10 protein-coding genes and 1 pseudogene are annotated in these 22,698 nt (G+C 49.0%); 7 read left to right on the forward strand and 4 right to left on the reverse strand.

Going from position 1 to position 22,698, the window contains the following annotated elements:
• Positions 1-115: 115 nt before the first annotated feature.
• The 4 genes from AC55NX_RS02365 (at position 116) to AC55NX_RS02380 (ending at position 5,938) form a co-directional block, all read left to right on the forward strand.
• Positions 116-772, forward strand: coding sequence for an FMN-dependent NADH-azoreductase (locus AC55NX_RS02365; protein ID WP_496994287.1), 657 nt, complete (start codon positions 116-118; stop codon positions 770-772).
• 182 nt (positions 773-954) lie between these two features.
• Positions 955-2,268: a right-handed parallel beta-helix repeat-containing protein gene (locus AC55NX_RS02370; RefSeq protein WP_496994288.1), complete on the forward strand. Its 1,314-nt coding sequence runs from the start codon at positions 955-957 to the stop codon at positions 2,266-2,268.
• A 527-nt stretch (positions 2,269-2,795) separates the two neighbouring features.
• Positions 2,796-3,860, forward strand: a complete 1,065-nt coding sequence (locus tag AC55NX_RS02375; RefSeq protein WP_496994289.1) for a hypothetical protein — start codon at positions 2,796-2,798, stop codon at positions 3,858-3,860.
• A 1,202-nt stretch (positions 3,861-5,062) separates the two neighbouring features.
• Positions 5,063-5,938 carry a HEPN domain-containing protein gene (locus AC55NX_RS02380; protein ID WP_496994290.1) on the forward strand — a complete coding sequence of 292 codons (876 nt, stop codon included), beginning with the start codon at positions 5,063-5,065 and terminating at the stop codon, positions 5,936-5,938.
• 93 nt (positions 5,939-6,031) lie between these two features.
• On the opposite strand, the gene AC55NX_RS02385 is transcribed toward AC55NX_RS02380, so the two are convergent.
• Together AC55NX_RS02385 and AC55NX_RS02390 are read right to left on the reverse strand one after the other, a co-directional pair.
• A complete protein-coding gene (locus tag AC55NX_RS02385; RefSeq protein WP_489835188.1) occupies positions 6,032-6,286 on the reverse strand; it encodes a hypothetical protein in 255 nt (84 codons plus the stop codon).
• A 4-nt stretch (positions 6,287-6,290) separates the two neighbouring features.
• Complete coding sequence (locus tag AC55NX_RS02390) at positions 6,291-6,494, reverse strand: hypothetical protein (protein ID WP_496994291.1); 204 nt, start codon at positions 6,492-6,494, stop codon at positions 6,291-6,293.
• A 71-nt stretch (positions 6,495-6,565) separates the two neighbouring features.
• Between AC55NX_RS02390 and AC55NX_RS02395 the strand changes: the two genes are divergently transcribed.
• Positions 6,566-6,943 carry a hypothetical protein gene (locus tag AC55NX_RS02395; protein ID WP_496994292.1) on the forward strand — a complete coding sequence of 126 codons (378 nt, stop codon included), beginning with the start codon at positions 6,566-6,568 and terminating at the stop codon, positions 6,941-6,943.
• Entirely contained in the window at positions 6,940-7,818 is an 879-nt protein-coding gene (locus AC55NX_RS02400; protein WP_496994293.1) for a HEPN domain-containing protein, read from the forward strand. The genes AC55NX_RS02395 and AC55NX_RS02400 overlap by 4 nt, the downstream gene beginning before the upstream one ends.
• 159 nt (positions 7,819-7,977) lie before the next feature.
• Here AC55NX_RS02400 and AC55NX_RS02405 read toward each other — a convergent pair whose 3' ends face one another.
• Positions 7,978-8,352 (reverse strand): hypothetical protein, encoded by a 375-nt coding sequence (locus tag AC55NX_RS02405; protein WP_496994294.1) that lies wholly within the window; start codon positions 8,350-8,352, stop codon positions 7,978-7,980.
• Positions 8,353-8,518: 166 nt separating this feature from the next.
• Between AC55NX_RS02405 and AC55NX_RS02410 the strand changes: the two are divergent.
• Positions 8,519-8,710: pseudogene (locus tag AC55NX_RS02410) on the forward strand (aminoacyl-tRNA hydrolase); the annotation flags it as partial.
• Positions 8,711-9,136: 426 nt separating this feature from the next.
• Here the strand turns inward: AC55NX_RS02410 and AC55NX_RS02415 are convergent.
• A complete protein-coding gene (locus AC55NX_RS02415) occupies positions 9,137-22,678 on the reverse strand; it encodes a two-partner secretion domain-containing protein (RefSeq protein ID WP_496994295.1) in 13,542 nt (4,513 codons plus the stop codon).
• Positions 22,679-22,698 lie beyond the last annotated feature (20 nt).

Here is a 22,698-nt window from a genome sequence, read left to right on the forward strand (position 1 = left end):
AGGAACAGCCTAATGGATGAAATTAATTCATTCATAAGCAAAAAAAGACCTTTTGTCAAAATATACTCATCCCATGAGAATTACACCCTTGATAACAACAGACAGAGGTAAATACATGCATACACTATTAAGAATTGATGCCAGTGCCCGTAGCCAGAGTGACAATATGAGCACTCACCATTCACTCTCAAAACAGCTTGGCCATGAACTTTCGGAACAATGGATGAAAAAAAATCATCACAGAAAAATCATTCATCGAGATCTGGCACTCACTCCACCCCCTTTTATTTCTCAAGACTGGATTGGTGCAGTTTTCACCCCCGAGGAACAAAGAACACCGGCACAGCAGCGAGTATTAACATTATCAGACCAATTATTTGATGAAGTGCAACAGGCCGATCTCATCGTTATCACCAGCCCAATGTATAACTACGGCATGCCTGCGGTACTAAAAGCTTGGTTTGATCAGATTTTACGTCTGAATAAAACCTTTACCTTTGACCTCAGCCGCGGAGACAACCCGATCAGACCGATACTATCAGGTAAAACTGTCGTATTGATAAGTGCCTGTGGTGAATTTGGCTTTGGTCCCGGTGAGGAGCGAGAAGCAATGAATCATTTATCCCCCCATATCAAATTACTCAGCCAATATCTGGGCGCAGAACATTTCTATGAAATCCGGACCGAGTATCAAGAATTTGCAGATCATCGCCATCAGCAATCAATAGTCCAAGCCAGACAATCGATCACCAGACTGATAGACAACATTTAGATCGTATCAACCCGACCCGAGGTGTGAAAATTCACATCTGTTTATCTTCATGTCACTGTTGGGAGTCAACCATACACAACAGTGATCATGATTCGAAAAATGAAACGCTGTTTCTTAATTGATCGATTTTATTGATCAATCCATATATTTTAGATATGAAATCTATAACATATGGGTCAATTATGAAATTCAAAATCATTTCTTTATCGATGCTAATCGCTGTCAGCAATTTAGGGTTTGCCAAAAACCTCTATATTGCGCCTTATGGTTCAGACAGCAATTCAGGCACACTCTCATCACCATTAAAAACCATTATGGCGGCACAATCGGCGGCTTCAGCAGGTGATACTGTCTATATCCGCGGGGGGACTTACTATCTAAATGATTCGAATATTACTCAGCATCAGGATATTCGTGCCATCGTCAACAATATCACCAAAGACAACATCAGCTATATTAACTATGGCTCCGAGCGTCCGGTGTTTGATTTTTCGAATGTTAAACCGGCCAACTATCGCAACACGGCATTCATGGTACGGGCGGATAACTGCGTGTTTAAAGGCTTCGATGTGGTTGGCGTACAAGTCACTATCGCTGATCACCGTACGCAGTCTGAAGCGTTTATGATCAACAAAGGCAATGGTAACCGTTTCGAAAACTTAGCGATTCATGATGGCATGGCAATTGGCTGGTACTTGGTTGCCGGCGGTAACAACTATGTCCTCAATGTTGATGCTTACAACAACCGAGGATTAAACCATTACTCGGACGGTAACGTCGATGGCTTTGGGGCTCATCCAACCTCAGCGTCCTATACCGGTAATGTCATCAGCCATTCACGCGCTTGGTTTAACAGTGACGACGGTTTTGACTTAATCAATGCGGATGCTGCCGTCACCATTGAATATAGCTGGGCTTTTTACAACGGTTACGGTCAGGATTTCACGAAACTGGGCGATGGCAATGGTTTTAAAGCCGGTGGTTATGGGCGCAACGGCAGTGCAACGCCCAGTGTGATTCCGCGTCACACTATCCGCTACAACTTAGCGGTACGCAACCGCTCTGCGGGTTTTTACGCCAATCATCATATTGGTGGCCAGAACTGGATCAATAACACCTCAATCCGTAACCAAAGTGCGAACTACAACATGTTATCAACGCTTGATGACAACCAAACCGATGTCCAAGGCTACGGCCATTACATGCGCAATAACTTAGGCTTCGACGGTCACAACGAAGTGATCAATCTGGGGAACAGCACTGAGAATGACCTCATTTATAACTACTTCAACCTGCCCGTCACCATCACCTCAAAAGACTTTGTCCGTCTGGATGAACGTGAGTTGATGTATCCCCGTCAAGCCGACGGCTCTCTGCCGAGGATCAAATATGCGCTGCTGAAAAAAGGCAGCGATTTAATTGATGCCGGTATCTATGCCGGTGACGGTTATAAAGGCGCCGCACCTGATTTAGGCGCCTTTGAGTCTGATTATTAATTATTTGCTTACCACGAAAAATGCAGCCTGAGTGCTGCATTTTTTTTGGTTCCTGCCAGCATATCCTTACGAGGACACACGCCCTGCCATCCCTTTCGGCGCCGGTGGCTGGGAAGGTAAAATGTTGAATTAAGGTTTGGGACGCTCCGGCTTGATTCGCATCCTGCTCAGGCAATCCTGAAAATTCGTCCTGAATTTTCCCCCTGAGATCATCGATCAATTTGGCTTCATTAATTCAGTGTTTCACCCCATTCAAATCAACCACCCAACCAAGAAAACCATTCCGGGAGAATGGTTAGGCAGCGAGTGACCCTTACGATACTTCGGCGGCAGCGACCACGCTGTCCATCCTGCGCAATACATCAGCTCCGCTCAATATCAAAAACCTCGATCCGAATAAACCCAACGAATAGTCGGTCGCTATTTTAAGGAATAGTTAAAAAATGGTTACAAAATCATAAAAAGAGTATGTTATTTGATGAATTCAGTTTATAAGACAAAAGACTCTCTCTTGATTGGAGCGCTATATGCCCAGTGATCATTTTATCGACCTGCTTAAACTGCTGATTCGTGCCCCGAGCGTTGTGGGTGCAGAGCATTCTTTTTTTCGTGTCCTGCAACGTGAGCTGGAAGAGCGCGGCGCAAAAGTGACTTGGTATGAGGGCTTATTGGTCGCTCAGGGCAGTGACCCGTTCAGCACTATGTTTTCCGCCCATATTGACCGGCATGGTTTGGTCTGTACCGGCCCCAATGAGTTCCAGTACGCAGCGTTTGTATCAGCGAACCGCACAGATTTGCTGAACAACTCAGTGTCGGAAGAACTCATGACAAAGGTGACCGAGCGCTTCAACCATGAAGAAGTCTACGCCTATGAGCCTTGGTCAGGAATGTACTGTGGCAAAGGCATCATCAACAGCGCTTATGTGTGTGAATTCCGTAACAACTTAATTTTTGAGACCAAAGGGTTAGAGAGCGTCGTGGCCGGTACCCCGATTGCATTCAATGACCAATTACATCAAGTCGATAATCGCTTAGAAGGCCAGCTTGATAATGTTATTTCAGCCGCTGCGCTGGTCCACCTTTTCGATCATGGCTTTAAAGGTACCGCCTTCTTCACCGCCCAAGAGGAATCCGGTAAAAGCTGGCGCTACTTACTGGAGTGGTTCCGTCGCTTTGGCGGCTCCACGAACCGCTTATTTGTGGTCGATACCAGCCCATTCCCGAATGTAGAAGCCGCCAATGAACAACTTATCGTTTTAAGAGAAAAAGACGCCAACGCGACATTCAATCAAGAAAGTACCCAGCTACTTGAAAACCTATGTGTGAAAAACAAGATTAGTTACCAGTATAAAAACCGTTATGTGGAAGAAGAAAATGCCAAGCGCGCCGAACAAGGCTTGCCACCGACATCATTAGGCAGTACCGAGCTTGGCCGTATCATTGCCGCATCGAATGGCTTGGTGGACGGCACCACCATCCAGATACCGACCATTGGCTATCACACCATGCATGAGTCTGCATCAGTGGCATCCGTGGACGCTTTTATCCGCATGCTAAAAGTAGTCGCCAATATTGAAGCAACGACGACATGAAACAATAAGAAATTGATTCGCGTCCTGTTCAAGCTTTTTTGTTAGGGAATAGCTGATTGTGCGGCATATTTGGGAGCCGGTGGCTGGAAAGGTAAAACTTGTGATGCCGGTGTTTGGGGGAAGAAATGGTGGCTCTGTGGTTTGGTGCGCAATTACTTCTCCGATCTCATTGCCACCTCCGACTGCGCCCCAGGTACTTTTTCAAGGCCGAAAAAGTACCCCAAAAGGCCTAAAGTTTAAGTTCAGCGCACATAATCAGGGACGCTTTTATTCGCTCCTGCTCACGAAAAGCTTAAAATTCATCCATGAATTTTACCCTGAGATCATCGATCAATTGAGCTTCGTTGATTTAATGTTTCTCTCAACTCAAATTAACCACTCAACCAAGAAAATCATTCACGGATGAATGATTAGGCTTTCCCGGGCAGGACGCCCGTAAAAGCCGGTTCTGGAAAGCACACGCCCAAGCCAACAAAAAAGATTTTCTGGTTCGTCTTTCATCTTTGAAAGATGAACTGGCGCACTGGGCACCGATGTCACTGAAATTGAAAAACGCAATTGTGCGTCAAATCTGGGAGCCGGAGGTTAAGGAGATAAAACTTGTAATGCAGGTGTTTGGTGCGCAATTACTTCTCCGATCTCATTGCCATCTCCGAATGCGCCCCAGATACTTTTTCAAGGCCGAAAAAGTACCCCAAAAGGCCTAAAGTTTAAGTTCAGCGCACTGAATCAGGGTCGGATTGATTCGCATCCTGCTCAAGCAATCCTGAAAATTCGTCCTGAATTTTCCCCCTGAGAGCATCGATCAATTTGGCTTCGCTTTTAAAATGTTTCACCCCATTCAAATCAACCGTCAAACGAGGAAAACCATTCCGGGAGAATGGTTAGGCTTTTCCGGGCAGGACGCCCGTAAAAGCCGGTTCTGGACAACATGCACCCAAGCCAAACAAAAAAGATTTTCTGGTTCGTCTTTCATCTTTGAAAGATGAACTGGCGCACGGAGCACTGATGCCTCTGAAACCGAAAAACGTAATTGTGCGTCAAATCTGGGAGCCAGAGGCTAGAACAAGACAAACCAATAAAACCGAACCCCGTCGCATTTCCCTAGGCAACCCAACTAAAACCATGACAAACAGTGTTTTTTGCCGCTCGCTTCTTTTATCCTATGAACCATTCAATCCACACCGACCGAATATCGCTTTATGAAAACATCTCTCGACCATTTGCCTGAATCCAAACAGCAGGAGCTTGCCACCATATCGGCCATTCTGCGCGATACGCTGGAAGACTATCTTCAGGGCAAAACAGCGAGTAAAAGCGAGTTTCGCATCCTGAAAATCATCCTGTTCGGCAGCCATGCCAAAGGCACTTGGGTCAACGATCCGGTCAATGGCTATATCAGCGATTACGATATTCTGGTGATTGTAAATAAAGCTGCGCTGGTTGAAGAAGATGTCGTCTGGCAACGGGCCAAAGAGCAGATCGACCGTAAAGTTACTTCGGCACCGCTGGGATTGATTGTCCATGATTTGCAGGAAGTCAACGATCGACTACAACAGGGGCATTATTTCTTCAAAGATATCCGCGAAGAAGGGATTGAACTGTTTGCCGCCACACCAAAACCGCTGGCAGAGCCGGGGGATCTAACCGAAGCAGAAAAGCAGGAAATTGCCCGTAAGCATTATGAACAGTGGTTTGAAAGTGCAGAACAGCTCTTTGTATTCTTTCAAGATGGAATGAAGCGGCAATGGTTGAAGCAATCAGCTTTTCTCCTACATCAATCGACGGAACGTTTTTTCGCCTGCACCCTACTCACCTGCACCAATTATTTACCTAAATCCCATAATATCGAAAAACTGGGGAAACTATGCGCCCAAATCGATGCTGAATTTGCAACGATTTTCCCGCTCGATAACAAATTCCACCGCCGCTGCTTCCGTCGCCTGCAACGGGCATATATCGAAGCCCGTTATTCGGAGCATTATGAAATTACGGTTGAGGAGTTGGCATATTTGGAAAGTGAGGTGCAGCGGTTGAAAGGATTAGTGGAACAGGTTTGTTTAGAGAGGGTTGGGTGAAGGGGCTGGAACCGAGTGGTTCCAACTTGGGGGCGCTTGCCTCTATCTGGGGTTGTGGAAATGGGCGTGACATAGGATAGTGAACAGTCTCCATTATCCCCAGAAAATTAGTAAATTTTTAAGAAGATTGCGTTCACTTTCTGAAAACGGAGTGTAAATATCATATGCTTTTCTGTAAGCCATAATACGACGATGAATCTCTCGCATTGGTATAGTCTTTCTAGCCCTAGAATCTCCTAGTATCTTTAATAGCTCAGTTTTTTCATCGTCGTGTAATACAACCCTACTTATGAGCTCCTCTAGTTGATCTAGTGCATCACTAACAGGAATATCACATTTACCAGTCAATTTATTACTCCTCTGGTAAGATTTCAGAACTATTATACTTCAGCACTTTACCATCTGCATGCAGCTGTTGAGTCCCACCTTTACCAAATTCATCATAAGCTTCAGTAATAGGTTCAGGTATATCGGAAGTATCTCCCAAGCGCCCAGGAACTCTGACTTGAGCTTCTCCATCTTTATATAATTGTAGAAAATTACGAGGACACACCATAAGTAAATCCATTCCTTGAGGTGCGTGTCCTGATTACTGAGATCATCGATCAATTGAGCTTCGTTGATTTAATGTTTCTCTCAACTCAAATTAACCACTCAACAAAGAAAACCATTCCGGGAGAATGGTTAGGCTTTTCCGGGCAGGACGCCCGTAAAAGCCGGTTCTGGAAAGCACACGCCCAAGCCAACAAAAAAGATTTTCTGGTTCGTCTTTCATCTTTGAAAGATGAACTGGCGCACGGAGCACTGATGCCTCTGAAACCGAAAAACGTAATTGTGCGTCAAATCTGGGAGCCAGAGGCTAGAACAAGACAAACCAATAAAACCGAACCCCGTCGCATTTCCCTAGGCAACCCAACTAAAACCATGACAAACAGTGTTTTTTGCCGCTCGCTTCTTTTATCCTATGAGCTATTCAATCCACACCGACCGAATATCGCTTTATGAAAACATCTCTCGACCATTTGCCCGAATCCAAACAGCAAGAGCTTGCCACCATATCGACCATTCTGCGCGATACGCTGGAAGACTATCTTCAGGGCAAAACAGCGAGTAAAAGCGAGTTTCGCATCCTGAAAATCATCCTGTTCGGCAGCCATGCCAAAGGCACTTGGGTCAACGATCCGGTCAATGGCTATATCAGCGATTACGATATTCTGGTGATTGTAAATAAAGCTGCGCTGGTTGAAGAAGATGTCGTCTGGCAACGGGCCAAAGAGCAGATCGACCGTAAAGTTACTTCGGCACCGCTGGGATTGATTGTCCATGATTTGCAGGAAGTCAACGATCGACTACAACAGGGGCATTATTTCTTCAAAGATATCCGCGAAGAAGGGATTGAACTGTTTGCCGCCACACCAAAACCGCTGGCAGAGCCGGGGGATTTAACCGAAGCAGAGCAACGGGAGATCGCTCGTAAGCATTATGAGCAGTGGTTCAAAAGTGCCAATGGTTTCTTTGACCATTTCCAGTTCAGTTTAGAAAAAGGGGATGAGAAAATTTCTGCATTCATGCTTCATCAAGTCACAGAAAGACTCTTTGCCTGTACCCTACTCACCTGCACCAACTACTTACCCAAATCCCACAATATCGAAAAACTGGGGAAACTATGCGCCCAAATCGATGCTGAATTTGCAACCATTTTCCCGCTCGACAGCAAATTCCACCGCCGCTGCTTCCGTCGCCTGCAACGGGCATATATCGAAGCCCGTTATTCGGAGCATTATGAGATCACCGAAGAAGAATTGGCATATCTGGAAACAGAAGTGCGGCGGTTGAAAGGATTGGTGGAACGGGTTTGTTTGGGGCGGACGCAGAGCTGAAACCTGACGTGGTCTCAGCTCAACTTCCACTATGAAGGCTGGCTCACTCCATATTTGGATTTATAAACATGGGCGTGACACAGAATAATGAACAGTCTCGAACAGTATCAAAATAACATCTCATATCTGATGATCAATACGAAATCGAACCGTCTCTATCTATAGATACTTATTAGAAACCAACTGCATATCTGACTTCAAAAACAATCTTTCCTCTGTACTTATATTAAGGTCGTCAAAGATGCACTCATCGAATTGCTGGTACGACTCTTTTAACTCAAGCAACATATCATTCGTATAGTCGTCGGATTTAGATAACTCAACATTGTTAACCAACGCCAACTTATAAATTGCAGTTAGTACAATAATGTTTCCTTTAGGATCAGTTTTATTCTTAACTGAATCCAGTTCATCTAAAGTAAATGCCCAAGCTTGCCCTGTGCTAAATTGAAACTCATTTAAAGCAGAAGAGAACAAACCTTCTGCAATAGTCAAAGCGTCTCTATAGGTTAATCTTTTATTTCTGTTATTCATTCAACCACCGTAAAATATTTAACTGAATATTTGGATATTTTTCTCTAAATTGACTGTTTTCTGCTTATTTTCTCTCACTGGTATAAACAAGCTCATTTAAAGCTACTGTTGCGTTTCAAATAACGATATTATTGCCAATAAAATAGTCATAAGCGAAGCCTAAACCATGTTAACTATCTCTAATACGGTCATTCTTGCGGAATGGGAAATTGAAATGACTGCTATCCGGGCCATGGGGAACGGTGGGCAAAATGTGCAGAAGGTATCCTCAGCCATTCATTTACGTTTTGATATTCAACATTCGAGTTTACCCTTAGTATACAAAGAAAGATTACTCGCTCTCAATGATTCTAGAATTGACTTCTTATGAGGACACACACCATTAGCGAATCCATTCCTTGAAGTGCGTGTCCTGCTTATTTTTCTTGACGAACAGTCTCTTATCAAATCATTGAAACATTATCATCAAATTGGGTAATAATTTACAATCTTAATTGAGGAGTTCTTCCAAAGCTAAAAAATAACATTCCACTAACCGATAGTAAATTTTTAATTCATTCTGCTCACTTTTATTCTCATCCATATACAACCGACTTCTTTCAATAAATATCGATATAGGTTTGTAGTTTTCTGAAACATAACAACCAGTTATATTATTTACATAACAGATTAATGAATGAATTTTAGCATCCCTCCGATATGCCATATAGGGAACATAATCAGGGTGATTCAATTTTTTTTGGATCTCTAATATCTTCTTATCCATAACATTTTCAACTCAAGATTACTCGGGTGTAATATCTTTAATAATTAAATCAGGATTCAATAACTTCAATTCATCCATATATTGTTTTACTGGAACTGGCTGTTTGGAAAACCGTGGATCAAACACGAAGTTACCATCTGTGTAAACTCGATGATCAACAAAATTCTCAATGTTATCTAGCTCCCTAACCTTTATTTCACCATTAGGTACTGTCAAATCTAATATCTGTCCATTCTCTCCAGATGCTTTGTAAAAATCTCTTGCAAGATCATCACAGTCAATACACCTAACATCTGCGATTCGATCCAAAAATCTTGGAGTAGGATTAGTTAATAACTCGTTTGCGGCAGGGTTTGGGATACTAACATCATTAACACTGCGCAAAGGTGTATTAGCGACATTATCAGGTTTATCTCCAACTGTCTTCCCATTTTCCCCCTGCACACTTGACTGGCTATCACCATTAGCATTCTCCGAAGTCATAACCAACGGTACATCCACACCATGATCTGCCGGGGTTTCCGTCGTCCACATTCCCTGATCTTTGCCTGCTACTGTCACCGATGATGCGTCAATGCTTTCTCCGACAGGATTGGTCAAAACTGTTGCTGTCCCTTCCACAATTTCACTACCGCCCGGCATCGGAATCGTTTCCGCAATCTCTTTATTCTGGGCGCTCATCGTGTGTGCTCGCGCAACAACTTCCGGACTAACCTGTTGCATCAGGTTATCCATTTCTACCCAGTCGCCCGTATCAGTACTCGAATCTCTGTATTCCTGCATCTGAAGATAAGCATTTGCCGCAATATCAAGCTCTTCATCTGTGTACTGAGCATCCGGCTCAAAGAAATTTAAAATACCGTTGCCGACTTCTTTAGCTCCCGCCATTGCATCCGTTAACGCTTGTTTGGTAACCTGCTGCACCTTAGGATCTGCTATTGCAGCTGCAGTAATAGAAGTGATTGCTACCGCTGCGGGTATGACTAAAGGTATTAAGTTATCACCTTGACGCTTATCTAATCCGCTATACACCTGATTGTTACCAGCCACTGTACTTCCTGTATTACCCACATGACTATTACGACTCGCCATGCTGCCGTTCCCAGTCACACCCAGTGCTGTATCTGTATAGTCCGTGAAGTCTTCTCCGATATTGTTTGCATAGATTTCCCGATCCTGCTCAGAATATCGATTCACATCTCCTGTTTTATCATCAACCGCATGACTCATCTCATGTCCGGCAATGAGGACTAACTCTTCGGTATTATTGGCATTCTGATCATTGATATAAGATTTTTGGGTCTCTTCTGAGTAGAAACCTTTGCGAGCATCATTGTCTTTCGCAATAATCTTGTTCTCATATCCTTCTGGGTTATAGCCCAATGACTGCATTGCGGCATGAGTCAGTTGATCAAGTATGACTTGCTTCGTATCAGCACTTAACTTCGGATCTCTCAGCCTCGCAGCTAATTGCGGATCATCGATAATTGCCTGTTTCACACTTTTATATATATCAAGCTGTTTTCCCGTCTCACTCAAGATATCTGTCAGCTCGACTCGATCAGTCGTGATGGCTCTTTCCAGACTTTCACGCATCATGTCAGTAATGAGAGCGTCCTCAGCAATCTCCTTCCACCCGGTCTCACTCAGCAACCGGTGGTCCACCGTGACATCAAAGTTGCCCTGCTGACGATCCACTGAGTACAGGTCTTTGGTCGTGCTGGTGATATCCCGGTTCAGACGCTCGGTATCATCACTGTTGTGTGTGTCCTCGATACGCAGCACGCCCTGTCCGACCGTCGCCAGCGTTTTACTCTTGTGATAACCACTTTGGTTGGTGTACTGATATCTCGATGAATTACGGGACGCGTCTATTTGAGTCGCACCATCCTTATCCGGGCCGATACTGACACTCGAGCTGACACCTGCATTGCGGCTGCTGGTATCACGCGTGTTACTCAGGTCGGTATAACTCAGCGTGCCAGTTTCGAGGTGAAGCCGACCGGCGTCGCTGCCGTCTTCGTTAACCGTCGCAATCGTCGCGCCTTTGATATCGGTATTGCCACCCACGGTGATATTGGCATCACCACCGGAAGTGATACGGGTCAGCATGGTTTCCCGGCTATGTGAACGCCCGTTTGAGAGGTTCACACCGCTATTCACGCCCTGTAAGTTCCCGGCATGATCAAAACCGCTCACAGCACCACCTTTGCCGACATCCCCACCGGAGAGACCCACCCCGCCACTGACAGAGCCGCCGTGATTGGTGCTGCTGTAACGGTTCTGTACCGAAGCCACATTCAGGTCACCGCCAACGGATATATCCAGTTGCTCATTCGCCGCAACGTCGGCACCGTTCACATCGGTATCCCCGTCTGAGGTGATTCGGATATGATCGGCACTCAGCACACTGTTGGTATGAGTCTGGCTTTGGGAGACGCTTTCATTACGGCTATAGCTGGCATCGAGATTGACCCCGCTGTTCGCCCCGAATAGCGTCACCGAAGCACCGACATGCGCGGACTCGCTGCCATTGGTGTTGCTGCTTTGCTCATCCGACGCCAGCAGGTTCACCTGATTGCCACTCACAGCAAGGGTGTCATCCGCATGAATGACTGAGCCCTGAACCGTCGCTGACTGGCCGGTTTGATGGCCCGCCTCAATGGTGACGTTCTGCCCCGACAATTGAGAGCCGACCGACGTCACCCGCTGTGACTGACTGTTTTGTTTGTCGGCATCAATATCCAGATGCAACCCGGCATCAAAACCAAACGCACCGGAAGTGATACTGTTTACCGCAGCACGATTTTGTTTGTACAAGAGCGTGGTTTTTGAAGTGACATTCTCCGCAGCCAGCGCAATGCCAGCGGCATACCACGCTTCATCCCCCTTGAGGTCTGAGACGAGGTCTTGTAGTTCCTCGATATCCTCAAACGTGACACCCGGCTTTTTCGCTGCATAATCTGCTTGCAGCGTTTCCAGCGTACCCTTCAGTGACGCCAGTTGTTTTTTGTACTGTTGATAATCCTGCTTGGCCTGTTTCAGGGCCTGGGTTGCCTGTTGCAACCCTTTCACGGCTTTTTCCACTTCCACGGCTTGGTGCTGAACCACCAGACTCGCTTCAGCTTTACCGTGAACTTCCTGACTCTGCGTCTGCTCGGTCTCTTTGGCTTCCTGAATCAGGATATTCTCTGCCGCCAGACTCAAATCGCCCGTACCGCTGCCATCTTGGTCTGCCGCGATCCGGCTGCCCGTCACCGTCAGATCGCCGGCGGCACTGAGTGAAACATCATTGTTGGCGAGAACCGTCGAACCGGTCTGCGTCGTGGCAGTCGTCTGATTCTCCACCTGATCATACGTCGCTTTACCAATGCGGAAGCGTACTTGACCATCGGTAATTTGCAGTGCTGATTCAGGGTGGCTTAACAGCTCAAACGTCGGAAAATCCACGCTCACTTGCTTGTGCTGTGATGTTTTGCGGAGGCTGTTTTGTGCCGAGCGGATATCCAGATGACCGGTATCGGCTTTGAGCACTGTGTTTTCACCGGCCACCACATCGGAGCCGACCAGTGCCACACTGCCGCCCTGAATGTTGACATTGCCGTGTGAGGCAATTTGGCTGCCCTGCGCGGTACTGCTTTGCATTCCTTCGCGGTCTGATGACATCTCCATCAGATGTCCGCCACTGAGGAAGCTGCTCTTTTCATCCCACTGCTGAGTTTGGCGCAGGATGTTATCTGCGGTTACCAGCACTTCATCCAGCGCCTGCATATTGACATCACCACCGGCACTGACAGTACTGGCAATCACCCCAATATTTTTGCCGGAGTTGATATTGATATGGCTGGCAGCGATGGTATTGGCACCTTCGAGCAATGTCGCGTCGTCCAGATTGCCGCGGTTACTGCCACTCAGGCCGCCAAAGCCTTTTTTGATGGTCTGGTTGTATTGATACTCGCGGTACTGCTGCGCTGACAGAATCACATCCCCGTCGGCACTGAGGTTGATTGCATCACCGGCATTGAGGTTTGAGCCGACCACCTGAATATCGCTATGCCCATTGGCTAACTTGGCGTTGCTATACTTTTGCGCCTTGATGGTGATGTCACCACCGGCTGCAATCGAGCTACCACGGACGGTTTCTTTCAGGCTTTCATGAATGGTAGTTTTCGAACGGCCGAACGATTTTTTGTGGGTTGATTTACTGTATTCATAGCGGCTGTCGTTAGCGGCCAGAATATTGACATCGCCTTTGGCATTCAGGGCAACATTGCCGGATGCCTGAATCCCAGCATTAACCAGTGTGGTATCGTTGCCGGATTGCAGCAAGACATCACGACCCGACAGGTTGCTGCCTTGGTTGGTCGTGGTGCTCAGTTGACGCGTATGCCCGCCGCCGTCACTGTAACGGTAAGCCGTATCAACTGCGGTATCCAACGTAATATCATGACCTGCGGCCAATATCAGAGTGCCCTGCGCCGAGAGATCGGAAGCGGTGGCATGGAAGTTGTTACCAGCCTGAATGGTTAAATCTCCGCCGGAACTCACCGTTGAGCCTAAATGAACAATGTCTTTGATGACCTGACGAGTCCCTCCATCAAGAAATGACTGTTGGGTTTCACGCTCAACCGCGCCAAAAGTCACATCACCACCGACAAGCAGAACGGTACCTTCACCCGCCCGAATCGTTGCCCCTTGGCTGACAATATCTTTACCTGCGGAAATTCCTAATGTTGTCCGGGATTGAATTAAACTCTCCGGGTCCACCTCTGTATGGACAAAGCCATTACCATAATCCGTTTTATTGACGAGGGTCTCGTTGACCACACTACCGGAAGTCGTTTTGAGCTGGACATTCCCCCCTGAAATCACCCCACTCCGGTTGACAATATCACCGGTGGCGATCAGCGCCAGATCATCATTGGCACTGAGCGTGCCGTGGGTGTTGCTGATCCCATTGCGGCTGGCAATACTCAAATCTTCCCGGGCGGCCACCGCACCGCTATTGGCGAAGTCACCCGTTGTGACATTGACGTTGCGGCCGGCAAGTAATGCACCGTTTGAAATATTGTCTTGCGAGGCAGAAGACAGGTACAGTTTCGGTGCCATCACCGTCTGACCATTCACTTCAATCGGCTCATACCAGATAATGTCGTGACTCAAACGGGCAATTTGCTCATCGGTTAACGCCACGCCATTTTTCAGGTTTAAGGCGGTTTTTTCCTGTGCTGCCGAATCAATCAGCTGCTTCATCTGCGCGAGATCGCTGCCGATATCCTCATTCAGATAGCGTTTACCGGTCTGCTCAAAAATTTCCTGTGTGATCGTTCTGGTATCGTAATACGCATCGCCGAGGAACTTCTCCTTCCGCTCCGGATCGTAATTTAACTGGTCTTTGAAATAATCCGAACCGAGGAAATCATTCAGATTGGTCACCGCAGGATTGGTGGCTATCAGATAATCACTTTGCGGCCCGTCAGAGAAAACAAACAAGCCATGCGGACTGGTCGGCAACCGATAATCGGGGAACGGGATGCGATTCTGATTGGGTAAGTTGACCGTTGGTGCAGTAACGGTACTGCTGTTACTGAGCGTTACCGTCGTAGCCGATTTCCCTTGAGGAGTAGCCCGGGCGACCGAGGGTAGATTCGGTGCCGACTGCGCGGCCAAACCTGAACCGGCCGACGTTTGTCCGGCCTGAACTGCCGCGCCCGAACCACTGCCCTGAGAGGTCAGTTGGATGCCGTGTGTTGTCGCTGACTGCGCTTGTACTGTGCCCGATGTCTCAGACGGTTCCTGAGTCGCCAGTACCCCCTGAGCGGTTCCGCCCCCTTGTGCTGTTTGGAGTGACGGTGATTGGATGGTGCCAGATGTATCTGATGGCCCTTGAGTCACCTGTACGCCCTCAGCGGTTCCGCCCCCTTGTGTGGTTTGCAGTGACGGTGATTGGATGGTGCCAGATGTATCTGCTGACCCTTGGGTCACCTGAGCACCCTGAGCAGTGCCTGCTCCTTGTGCGGTTTGGAGTGACTGCGCGGAATCTGATACATCTTGCGTTGACACTACCCCCTGACCTGTGCCCGGGGTATATTGCGTGGTCTGTACCTCGGCTTGTGTCCCTGACGCCCCCTGCGTAGCACGGGTTGTATGCGCTGATTTCGTCGGCTGAGTGCCCACAGCATTAATCCCAATGACTGAATTATTGGTGCGGTTTTGAACTTTTAAATTCAGGGTGTTCGTGGCAGTAATCGCGGACAGCAAAATACTTGTGGTACCTGCTTCAACTTTACGGGTGTTAACCAGATTATAGTGAAAAGTGAAACCACTCTTACATCTACTCCCTTCACTCATATGACAAGATGTTATCTTTTGAGTCTCTTCATCAGGGAGAGCATAATCAAAATATACTTCTGTTGTATTGAATTTGTAACCTACATTACTTAAGGATTGGGAAAATATAGATATATTTCTTCCCAACAAAGAGCTGGATAAATTTTGAACATCATTCGCATTAATAATTAGACCATTAGTAGCTTTAATAATTGATGCTTGGCTTGAATCTTTTAAAACCAATCCTTCCTGATACGCTTTAAAAGATATAGTTTTTCCACTATCAAATGCTCTGACAACTAATTCAACACCGTACGCAGGTGAAACAGTCCATACACCAATTACAGGTGAGTATGGTTCAGATTCAAGAGTTACTGTAGACCTCAAATTGCCCCACAAGTAATTTATTCTTCTTGTAAAAGATGAGCTTCCTCCTCCAGGAATGCTCCCTCTCAAATCCTGAGTCTGACTAGTAACATCCAGCACCGTCCGCTTATTCAGTACGGTATCTGCGTAAATACCAATATTCCCGCCCAGTGACTCGATACTTCCTGAACTATTCGTCAGGTTACGGCTGCGGGTTTTATTGCTATCTCTGGCAATCAGCAGATCGTTACCCACCACAATATCGCTGTAGTTGGTCAAGCTATCAGAGAACAGATTGCTGTCATGCCCAGCATAGAGCAGGCTCTGGTTATCAACATGCCCCGTCGCATTGAGCGTCATATCATGCAGCGCAACCACAGAGCCGCTGTTGGTCAGAGAGCCGGTGGTCAGGTTCAAATCATTGAGTGCCTGCAACTGCCCCTGATTGGTGGTCGCTCCGGCACGCAGCACGGTATTCTGACCGGAAATAATCCCGGAGGAATGATTGGTGAGTGTCCCGTCAACGCCGATAGTGGTTATGCCTTGTGAAGACAGTTCGCCGTCATTGGTCAGTGCGTCTGCCACAAGAGTCAGGTCTTTCCCGGCAGAGATATGCTGCCCGGCACTAACCGTGAAATCACCGTGAGTCGCAATCGAAATACTGCCGTGTTTGGCATCAATCTGACCGCTGTTGGTCAGTGAGCTGCTTCGGGTTTGCGCGCTGTCTTTGGCGATCAGCACACTGTTTCTGGCATAAATTTTATTCTGGTTATTCACCTGATCGGCCAACAGACTGGCATTATTACCAGCCGAAATATTGCCGTTACTGGTCAGCGTGTGAATGATATTGAACACTGCATTGTTCCCGGCAACCAGAGTCCCTGAGTTTGCCAACACATCAGCGTTCAATCCCAAATCAGTGAGCGCCTGCATCTGACCGGTATTGTTCACAGACTGCGCTGTCATCGTCGTCCCCTGACCGGAGACTAACCCGTGGTTGGTCAGGGTGTTGTCCAGTGCCAGCGAGGTATTGCCTTGCGCAGCCACTTCCCCGTCATTGGTCAGGCTGTTGGCTTGCAGGATCAGATCCTGTCCGGCAGTCAGATGCTGCCCGCGACTGACAACCACATCACCATGGGTCGCAATGGTGAGCTGCCCGGCTTTCGCCGTGAGGCTGCCGTCGGTATTGTTGAACGTAGCGGTGCGAGTCAGACCGGTATCTTTGGCGACCAGCAGATTATTCCCAGCAAATACCTTCCCAGAATTGGTCAGGTTGTCGGTCAACAGGCTGACATCATGGTTGGCTGACACAGTACCGCTGTTGCTCAGCTGGTGTGCTACATTCAGCGTCATATCGCTGAGTGCCGCCAGTGTGCCACTGTTCGCCAATGTATCAGCGTTTAAGCCGAGATCAGTCAGGGACTGAAGTTGGCCGGTGTTGGTGACTGACTGCGCTACGAGTGTCGTCTGCTGACCGGAGACTAAACCGTGGTTGGTCAGGGCATTGTCCAGTGCCAGCGCGGTCTTGCCTTGCGCAGCCACTTCTCCGTTATTGGTCAGGCTGTTGGCTTGCAGGATCAGATCCTGTCCGGCAGTCAGATGCTGCCCGCGACTGACAACCACATCACCATACGTCGCAATGGTGAGCTGCCCGGCTTTCGCCGTGAGGCTGCCGTCGGTATTGTTGAACGTAGCAGTGCGAGTCAGACCGGTATCTTTGGCGACCAGCAGATTATTGCCGGCAAACACCTCCCCGGTGTTGGTCAGGTTGTCGGTCAACAGGCTGACATCATGCTTGGCTGAAACAGCACCGCTGTTGCTCAGCTGGTGCGCCACATTCAGCGTCATATCGCTGAGTGCCGCCAGTGTGCCGCTATTATCCAGTGCATCCGCGGTTAAGCCGAGATCGCTCAAGGACTGAAGCTGATCGGTATTGGTCACGGACTGCGCTGTAATCATCGTCCTCTGACCGGAGACTAAACCGTGGTTGATTAGGGCATTGTCCAGTGTCAGCGAGGTATTGCCTTGCGCAGCCACTTCTCCGTTATTGGTCAGGCTGTTGGCTTGCAGGATCATATCCTGTCCGGCAGTCAGATGCTGCCCGCTACTGATCATCACATCACCATGGGTCGCAATGGTAAGCTGCCCGGCTTTTGCCGTGAGGCTGCCGTCGGTATTGTTGAACGTGGCGGTGCGAGTCTGCTCGCTATCTTTAGCGATCAGCAGATTATTCCCAGCAAACACCTTGCCTGTGTTGGTCAGATTATCGCTCAGCAGACTGACATCATGGTTGGCTGACACCGCACCGCTGTTGCTCAGTTGGTGCGCCACATTCAGCGTCATATCGCTGAGTGCGGCCAGTGTGCCGCTGTTATCCAGTGCATCGGTCGTCAAGCCGAGGTCGGTCAGGGACTGAAGCTGTCCGGCATTGGTCACCGCAGGGGCATTGACGGTGGTGGTTTGACCGGAAATCAAGCCACCCGTTAGGTTGGTCAGCTGCGCGTTGATCGTCAGTTGATTGCTGCCTTGAGCCAACAGTTCACCGCTGTTGGTCAGCGTATCTGCGGTCACGCTCAGGCTGGCATCGGTCTGCCCGGCGGCTCGCTGCTCCGGTGTCATCATGGCCTGTTCACCTGCCGAAACACGGCCTTGGTTCTCCATCCTCGCGGCATTCAGCTGGATGTTGTTCCCTGCGAGAACTGCCCCACGGTTGAGCAATCTATCCGCAACCGTCAGATCAGCATGATTGAATGCTGCGAGTGTGCCGCTGTTATCCAGTACATCGGTCGTCAAGCCGAGATCGGTCAGGGACTGAAGCTGACCGGTATTAGTCACAGACTGCGCTGTAATCGTTGTCTTCTGACCGGAGACTAAATTGTGGTTAGTCAGGGCGTTGTCCAGTGTCAGCGCGGTATTGCCTTGCGCAGCCACTTCCCCGTCATTGGTCAGACTATTGGCTTGCAGGATCACATCCTGTCCGGCGCTCAGATGTTGCCCGCTACTGACCATCACATCACCATGGGTCGCAATGGTGAGCTGCCCGGCTTTCGCCGTGAGGCTGCCGCCGGTATTGTTGAACGTGGTGGTGCGAGTCTGCTCGGTATCTTTGGCGATCAGCAGATTATTCCCGGCAAACATCTTGCCGGTGTTGGTCAGATTGTCGGTCAACAGGCTGACATCATGATTGGCGGAAACAGCACCACTGTTGCTCAGCTGGTGCGCCACATTCAGCGTCATATCGCTGAGAGCGGCCAGTGTGCCGCTGTTTATCAGTGCATCTGCCGTTAAACCGAGAGCGCTCAAGGACTGAAGCTGACCACGATTGGTGACTGACTGAGCGCTGACGGTGGTGGTTTGACCGGAAATCAAGCCATCCGTTTGGTTGGTCAACTGCGTATTCAGCGTCAGCTGGTTGCGACCTCGTGCCAGCAGTTCACCGCTATTGGTCAACGTATCTGCGGTCACGATCAGACTGTCATCTTGTCCGGTTGCCGGTTGATTCGTTGTTGCAATCGCAGCATCTCCGGCCGAGACACGTCCCCGGTTATCAAGCTGCTCAGCATTTAATACGATCTGATGACCCGCGAGAATCGAACCGCTGCTGGTCAGATCGTGGCTAATATGAAGCGAAGTATTATCCAGCGCGGCCAGTACCCCGCTGTTGCCGAAAGACTCAGCGGTTAACCCGAGATCGCTCAGAGACTGAAGCTGTCCTTGGTTATTCACCGACTGAGCCGTAATGGCCGTCACCTGACCGGAAATGAGACCGGACTGTTGATTCAACAGCTGCTGATGCAGCGTGAGAGCGGTCTTACCGGTCGCAGCCAGTTCTCCGGCATTCTCCAGTTGATTGCCGTCCAGCCGGAGATCATGTCCGGCAATGATATGACCGCTTGATTGTTGGGTCACAGTGTCGGTAACAATCTCAATATCGCCATCGCGGGTTTCAAACCGACCGGCATTATTCAGGCTGTCACTGCGCTTTTTGTCCTGATCGGCTGCGATCAACAGATGCGCACCGGCAGAGACCCGGCCCTGATTGTCTACCTGATCGGCCAGCAAGCTGACATTCTCGACAGCGGAGACGGTTCCCGTATTCAAGAGATGATCGTGGACGGCCAACGTGGTATTCAGCGCGGTCAACGTGCCGCTGTTCGCCAGCGATGTTGCCGTCAGTCCTAAATCTTCCAGTGCCTGAAGTTGCCCGTGGTTAGCAACCGACTGTGCGTCAATACTTGTAGTCTGACCGGTAATCAGCCCATCCGTTTGATTGGTCAGGACAGACTGAGCGGTTGTGACGCCGTCCAGTGTCAGACGGGTCTTGTTCTGAGCAGCGATTTCACCGCTGTTGTTCAGCGTCGCGGCAGTGATGGTGAGGTTTTTTCCGGCAAAGAGGTGCTGACCGGCACTGACCTGTAGATCGCCTTGGGTTGCGATGGTGAGATGACCGGATCCGGCATCCAGACTGCCACCGGTATTATTCAATGACGTGTTCCGGGTCTGGTTGAGATCTTTGGCAATCAACAGATTATCGCTGGCAATCACTTGACCGCTGTTGGTCAGGTTATCCGTCAGTAAACGGACATCATGTGCTGCCGAAACCGTGCCGCGATTGGTTAAATAATTGGTAACATTCAGCGTTGCATCACTGAGTGCCGCGAGTGTCCCGCTATTATTCAGCGCATCTGCGGTCAGCCCTAAATCTGTCAGCGACTGTAACTGCCCGGCATTATTCACCGAGCCTGCCTGTACGGTGGTCACCTGTCCGGAGATCAGACCGTTGGTTTGATTATCCAGTTGACCGGCAACGGTCACGGCTACATCCTGCTGAGCCGACAACTCACCGCTGTTGACCATCGCACCGGCATTGATGGCGAGCTGCAGCCCGGATGTCACGGTGCCACGGTTAGTCAATTGTGCCTGTGCCGTCAGATGAGTATTGCCGACTGCTGAAACGAGCCCTTCGTTCTTGAGCGTGTGTCCCGTTAACGTGACATCCTCACCGGACTGCATCTTGCCACGCTGAGTCAACGTCCCGACTGTCGCCTGTAATGAACCTTGCGTGACCAACTGACTTTGATCACCGGTCTGCATTTTGCCGCCGACGGTCAGACGGGCATCGCCGCCTGACTGGAGTGTCCCGTTCAGGGTCAATTGCCCGGCATCAATCCCGACACTGGTTTTACCGGCACTGGCACCCGACAGCGTCACCGTATCACCGGTGATATTCAGCGTCTGTCCCGCTTGTAAAGTGCCGCTTTCCTGAGTCAGACGTTGTGCTTTCACTCGTAAATTTTGCGCTGCAACATGTCCCTTTAAGATCGCATCCGCAGCATCGATCTCCATGTCACCGGAAGTCGTCAGCTGACCTTGCTGGTTGAGCGTCCCGGCCGTCACCGTCAGTTTATCGGTGGCACTCACCTCACTCTGCTCACCGGTGGTCAGATTCTGACGGGCCTGCACAGCCAGTGTTTGAGCCGTAATGTGGGTATCTAAGGTCAGACGGTCACTATCCATCGTAATATCTGAGGCGGTTATATTGCCATGACCGACCAGACTCGCGTCTGTCCCCTTCACGCTCAGTTGATCTGTGGCTGCAACCGTACCGCTGTTATCGAGCTTGCTGAGTTGATTAAGTGTCATCTCCTGACCGTAGATCAGACTGTCATGGTCTACGGTGATATTATTCACCGCTGTCGTCAGTTGCTGACCGGCAATCAGATTGCTGGCGTTCAGAGTCAGGTCATTCGCCTGCACATCGACAACCCCACCCGCCTGTTGCTTACCGTCGGCATCCACCCCGGCTTCAACCAGACTCTGGTTGAGTGTCACCGTATCGGTGGCAGTCAGCGAGACATTTTGACCGGCAGCAAGTGTATCGCTATCAACATGGATATTCTGTCCTGATAGCGAAGCCGTCTGCCCCGCATACTGACTTCCCTTGAGAGTCACATCGGACTGACTGCTGACCGTCAGGTTGTTCTGCGCACTGGATTTACCCAGTGTTATCTGTCCGTCTGCGCTGATGCGGATGTCACCCTGACTCGCCGACAGGTTACCGACATTGACTCCCACTCCGGCATCGGTTGCCACCAAGGCAATCCGCCCGGCATACATGCCCCCCAGATTGGAAGAATCGATCGCCAGCTCCGGGGGATTTTCTTTATCATCAGCGGTAGTGGCAGTGACTTGATTACTCTGATAACTGACCCGATTCTTTCCCGTCACGATGCTGAGGTCATTGGCATGAATGTCGGCATTGAGCTGCGCGGTGCGGGTGATGATGTCAAAATAGCTCTGATGCGTGGCATCAAGCCCGAGCCCTTCAATGCTGACACTGCCCTGAGACACATCAAACCCGGTGACATTGCCATTTTCAATCAATGGGTTACCGGTCGATAAGGTCACTCGCGGCGTGTTGATAAAACCACAGCCATTACAGGTAATCCCGTACGGGTTGGTCAGGATCACCGGAGCGCCCTGACCGAAGACTTCGGTATAACCCTGTAACTGACTGCGGCTCGCTCCCGTTACTTCGTTGAGGATCACCGTTGCGGCCTGACCATGCAGGTTGGGGTTATTTTGTAAGTAACCGCCCAGTTGTGACTGAGCCACCTGCGCGGTCGAGTTATTGAGAATTAAGCCTGACGGGTCAACATTAAACTGTTGGTATTGGTTATGGGATAAACCACTGGCGTTGGGCGTGGCGATATTGACCACTTCGACCCCGTTACCAGCACGGTTCACCGAGGTATTGTGCTGACTGTTGTCCACAATCACATTAGCCAGCAACGGCTGAATATTGAATGTCCAGCAGATAAAGTAGACCAACGCTCGCTGCCAGAAAGTCACAGGTTTTATCATGTTCTTGATCCCTTTACTGC

It is taken from the genome of Vibrio rubrogenes (assembly GCF_059641415.1).

Excerpts from the sequence above, each read along its gene's own strand:
- AC55NX_RS02370 (WP_496994288.1), top strand. The coding sequence starts at position 955 with ATGAAATTCAAAATCATTTCTTTATCGATGCTAATCGCTGTCAGCAAT.
- AC55NX_RS02395 (WP_496994292.1), top strand. The coding sequence starts at position 6,566 with ATGTTTCTCTCAACTCAAATTAACCACTCAACAAAGAAAACCATTCCG.
- AC55NX_RS02375 (WP_496994289.1), top strand. The coding sequence starts at position 2,796 with ATGCCCAGTGATCATTTTATCGACCTGCTTAAACTGCTGATTCGTGCC.
- AC55NX_RS02400 (WP_496994293.1), top strand. The coding sequence starts at position 6,940 with ATGAAAACATCTCTCGACCATTTGCCCGAATCCAAACAGCAAGAGCTT.
- AC55NX_RS02415 (WP_496994295.1), bottom strand. The coding sequence starts at position 22,678 with ATGATAAAACCTGTGACTTTCTGGCAGCGAGCGTTGGTCTACTTTATC.
- AC55NX_RS02390 (WP_496994291.1), bottom strand. The coding sequence starts at position 6,494 with ATGGTGTGTCCTCGTAATTTTCTACAATTATATAAAGATGGAGAAGCT.
- AC55NX_RS02380 (WP_496994290.1), top strand. The coding sequence starts at position 5,063 with ATGAAAACATCTCTCGACCATTTGCCTGAATCCAAACAGCAGGAGCTT.
- AC55NX_RS02365 (WP_496994287.1), top strand. The coding sequence starts at position 116 with ATGCATACACTATTAAGAATTGATGCCAGTGCCCGTAGCCAGAGTGAC.
- AC55NX_RS02405 (WP_496994294.1), bottom strand. The coding sequence starts at position 8,352 with ATGAATAACAGAAATAAAAGATTAACCTATAGAGACGCTTTGACTATT.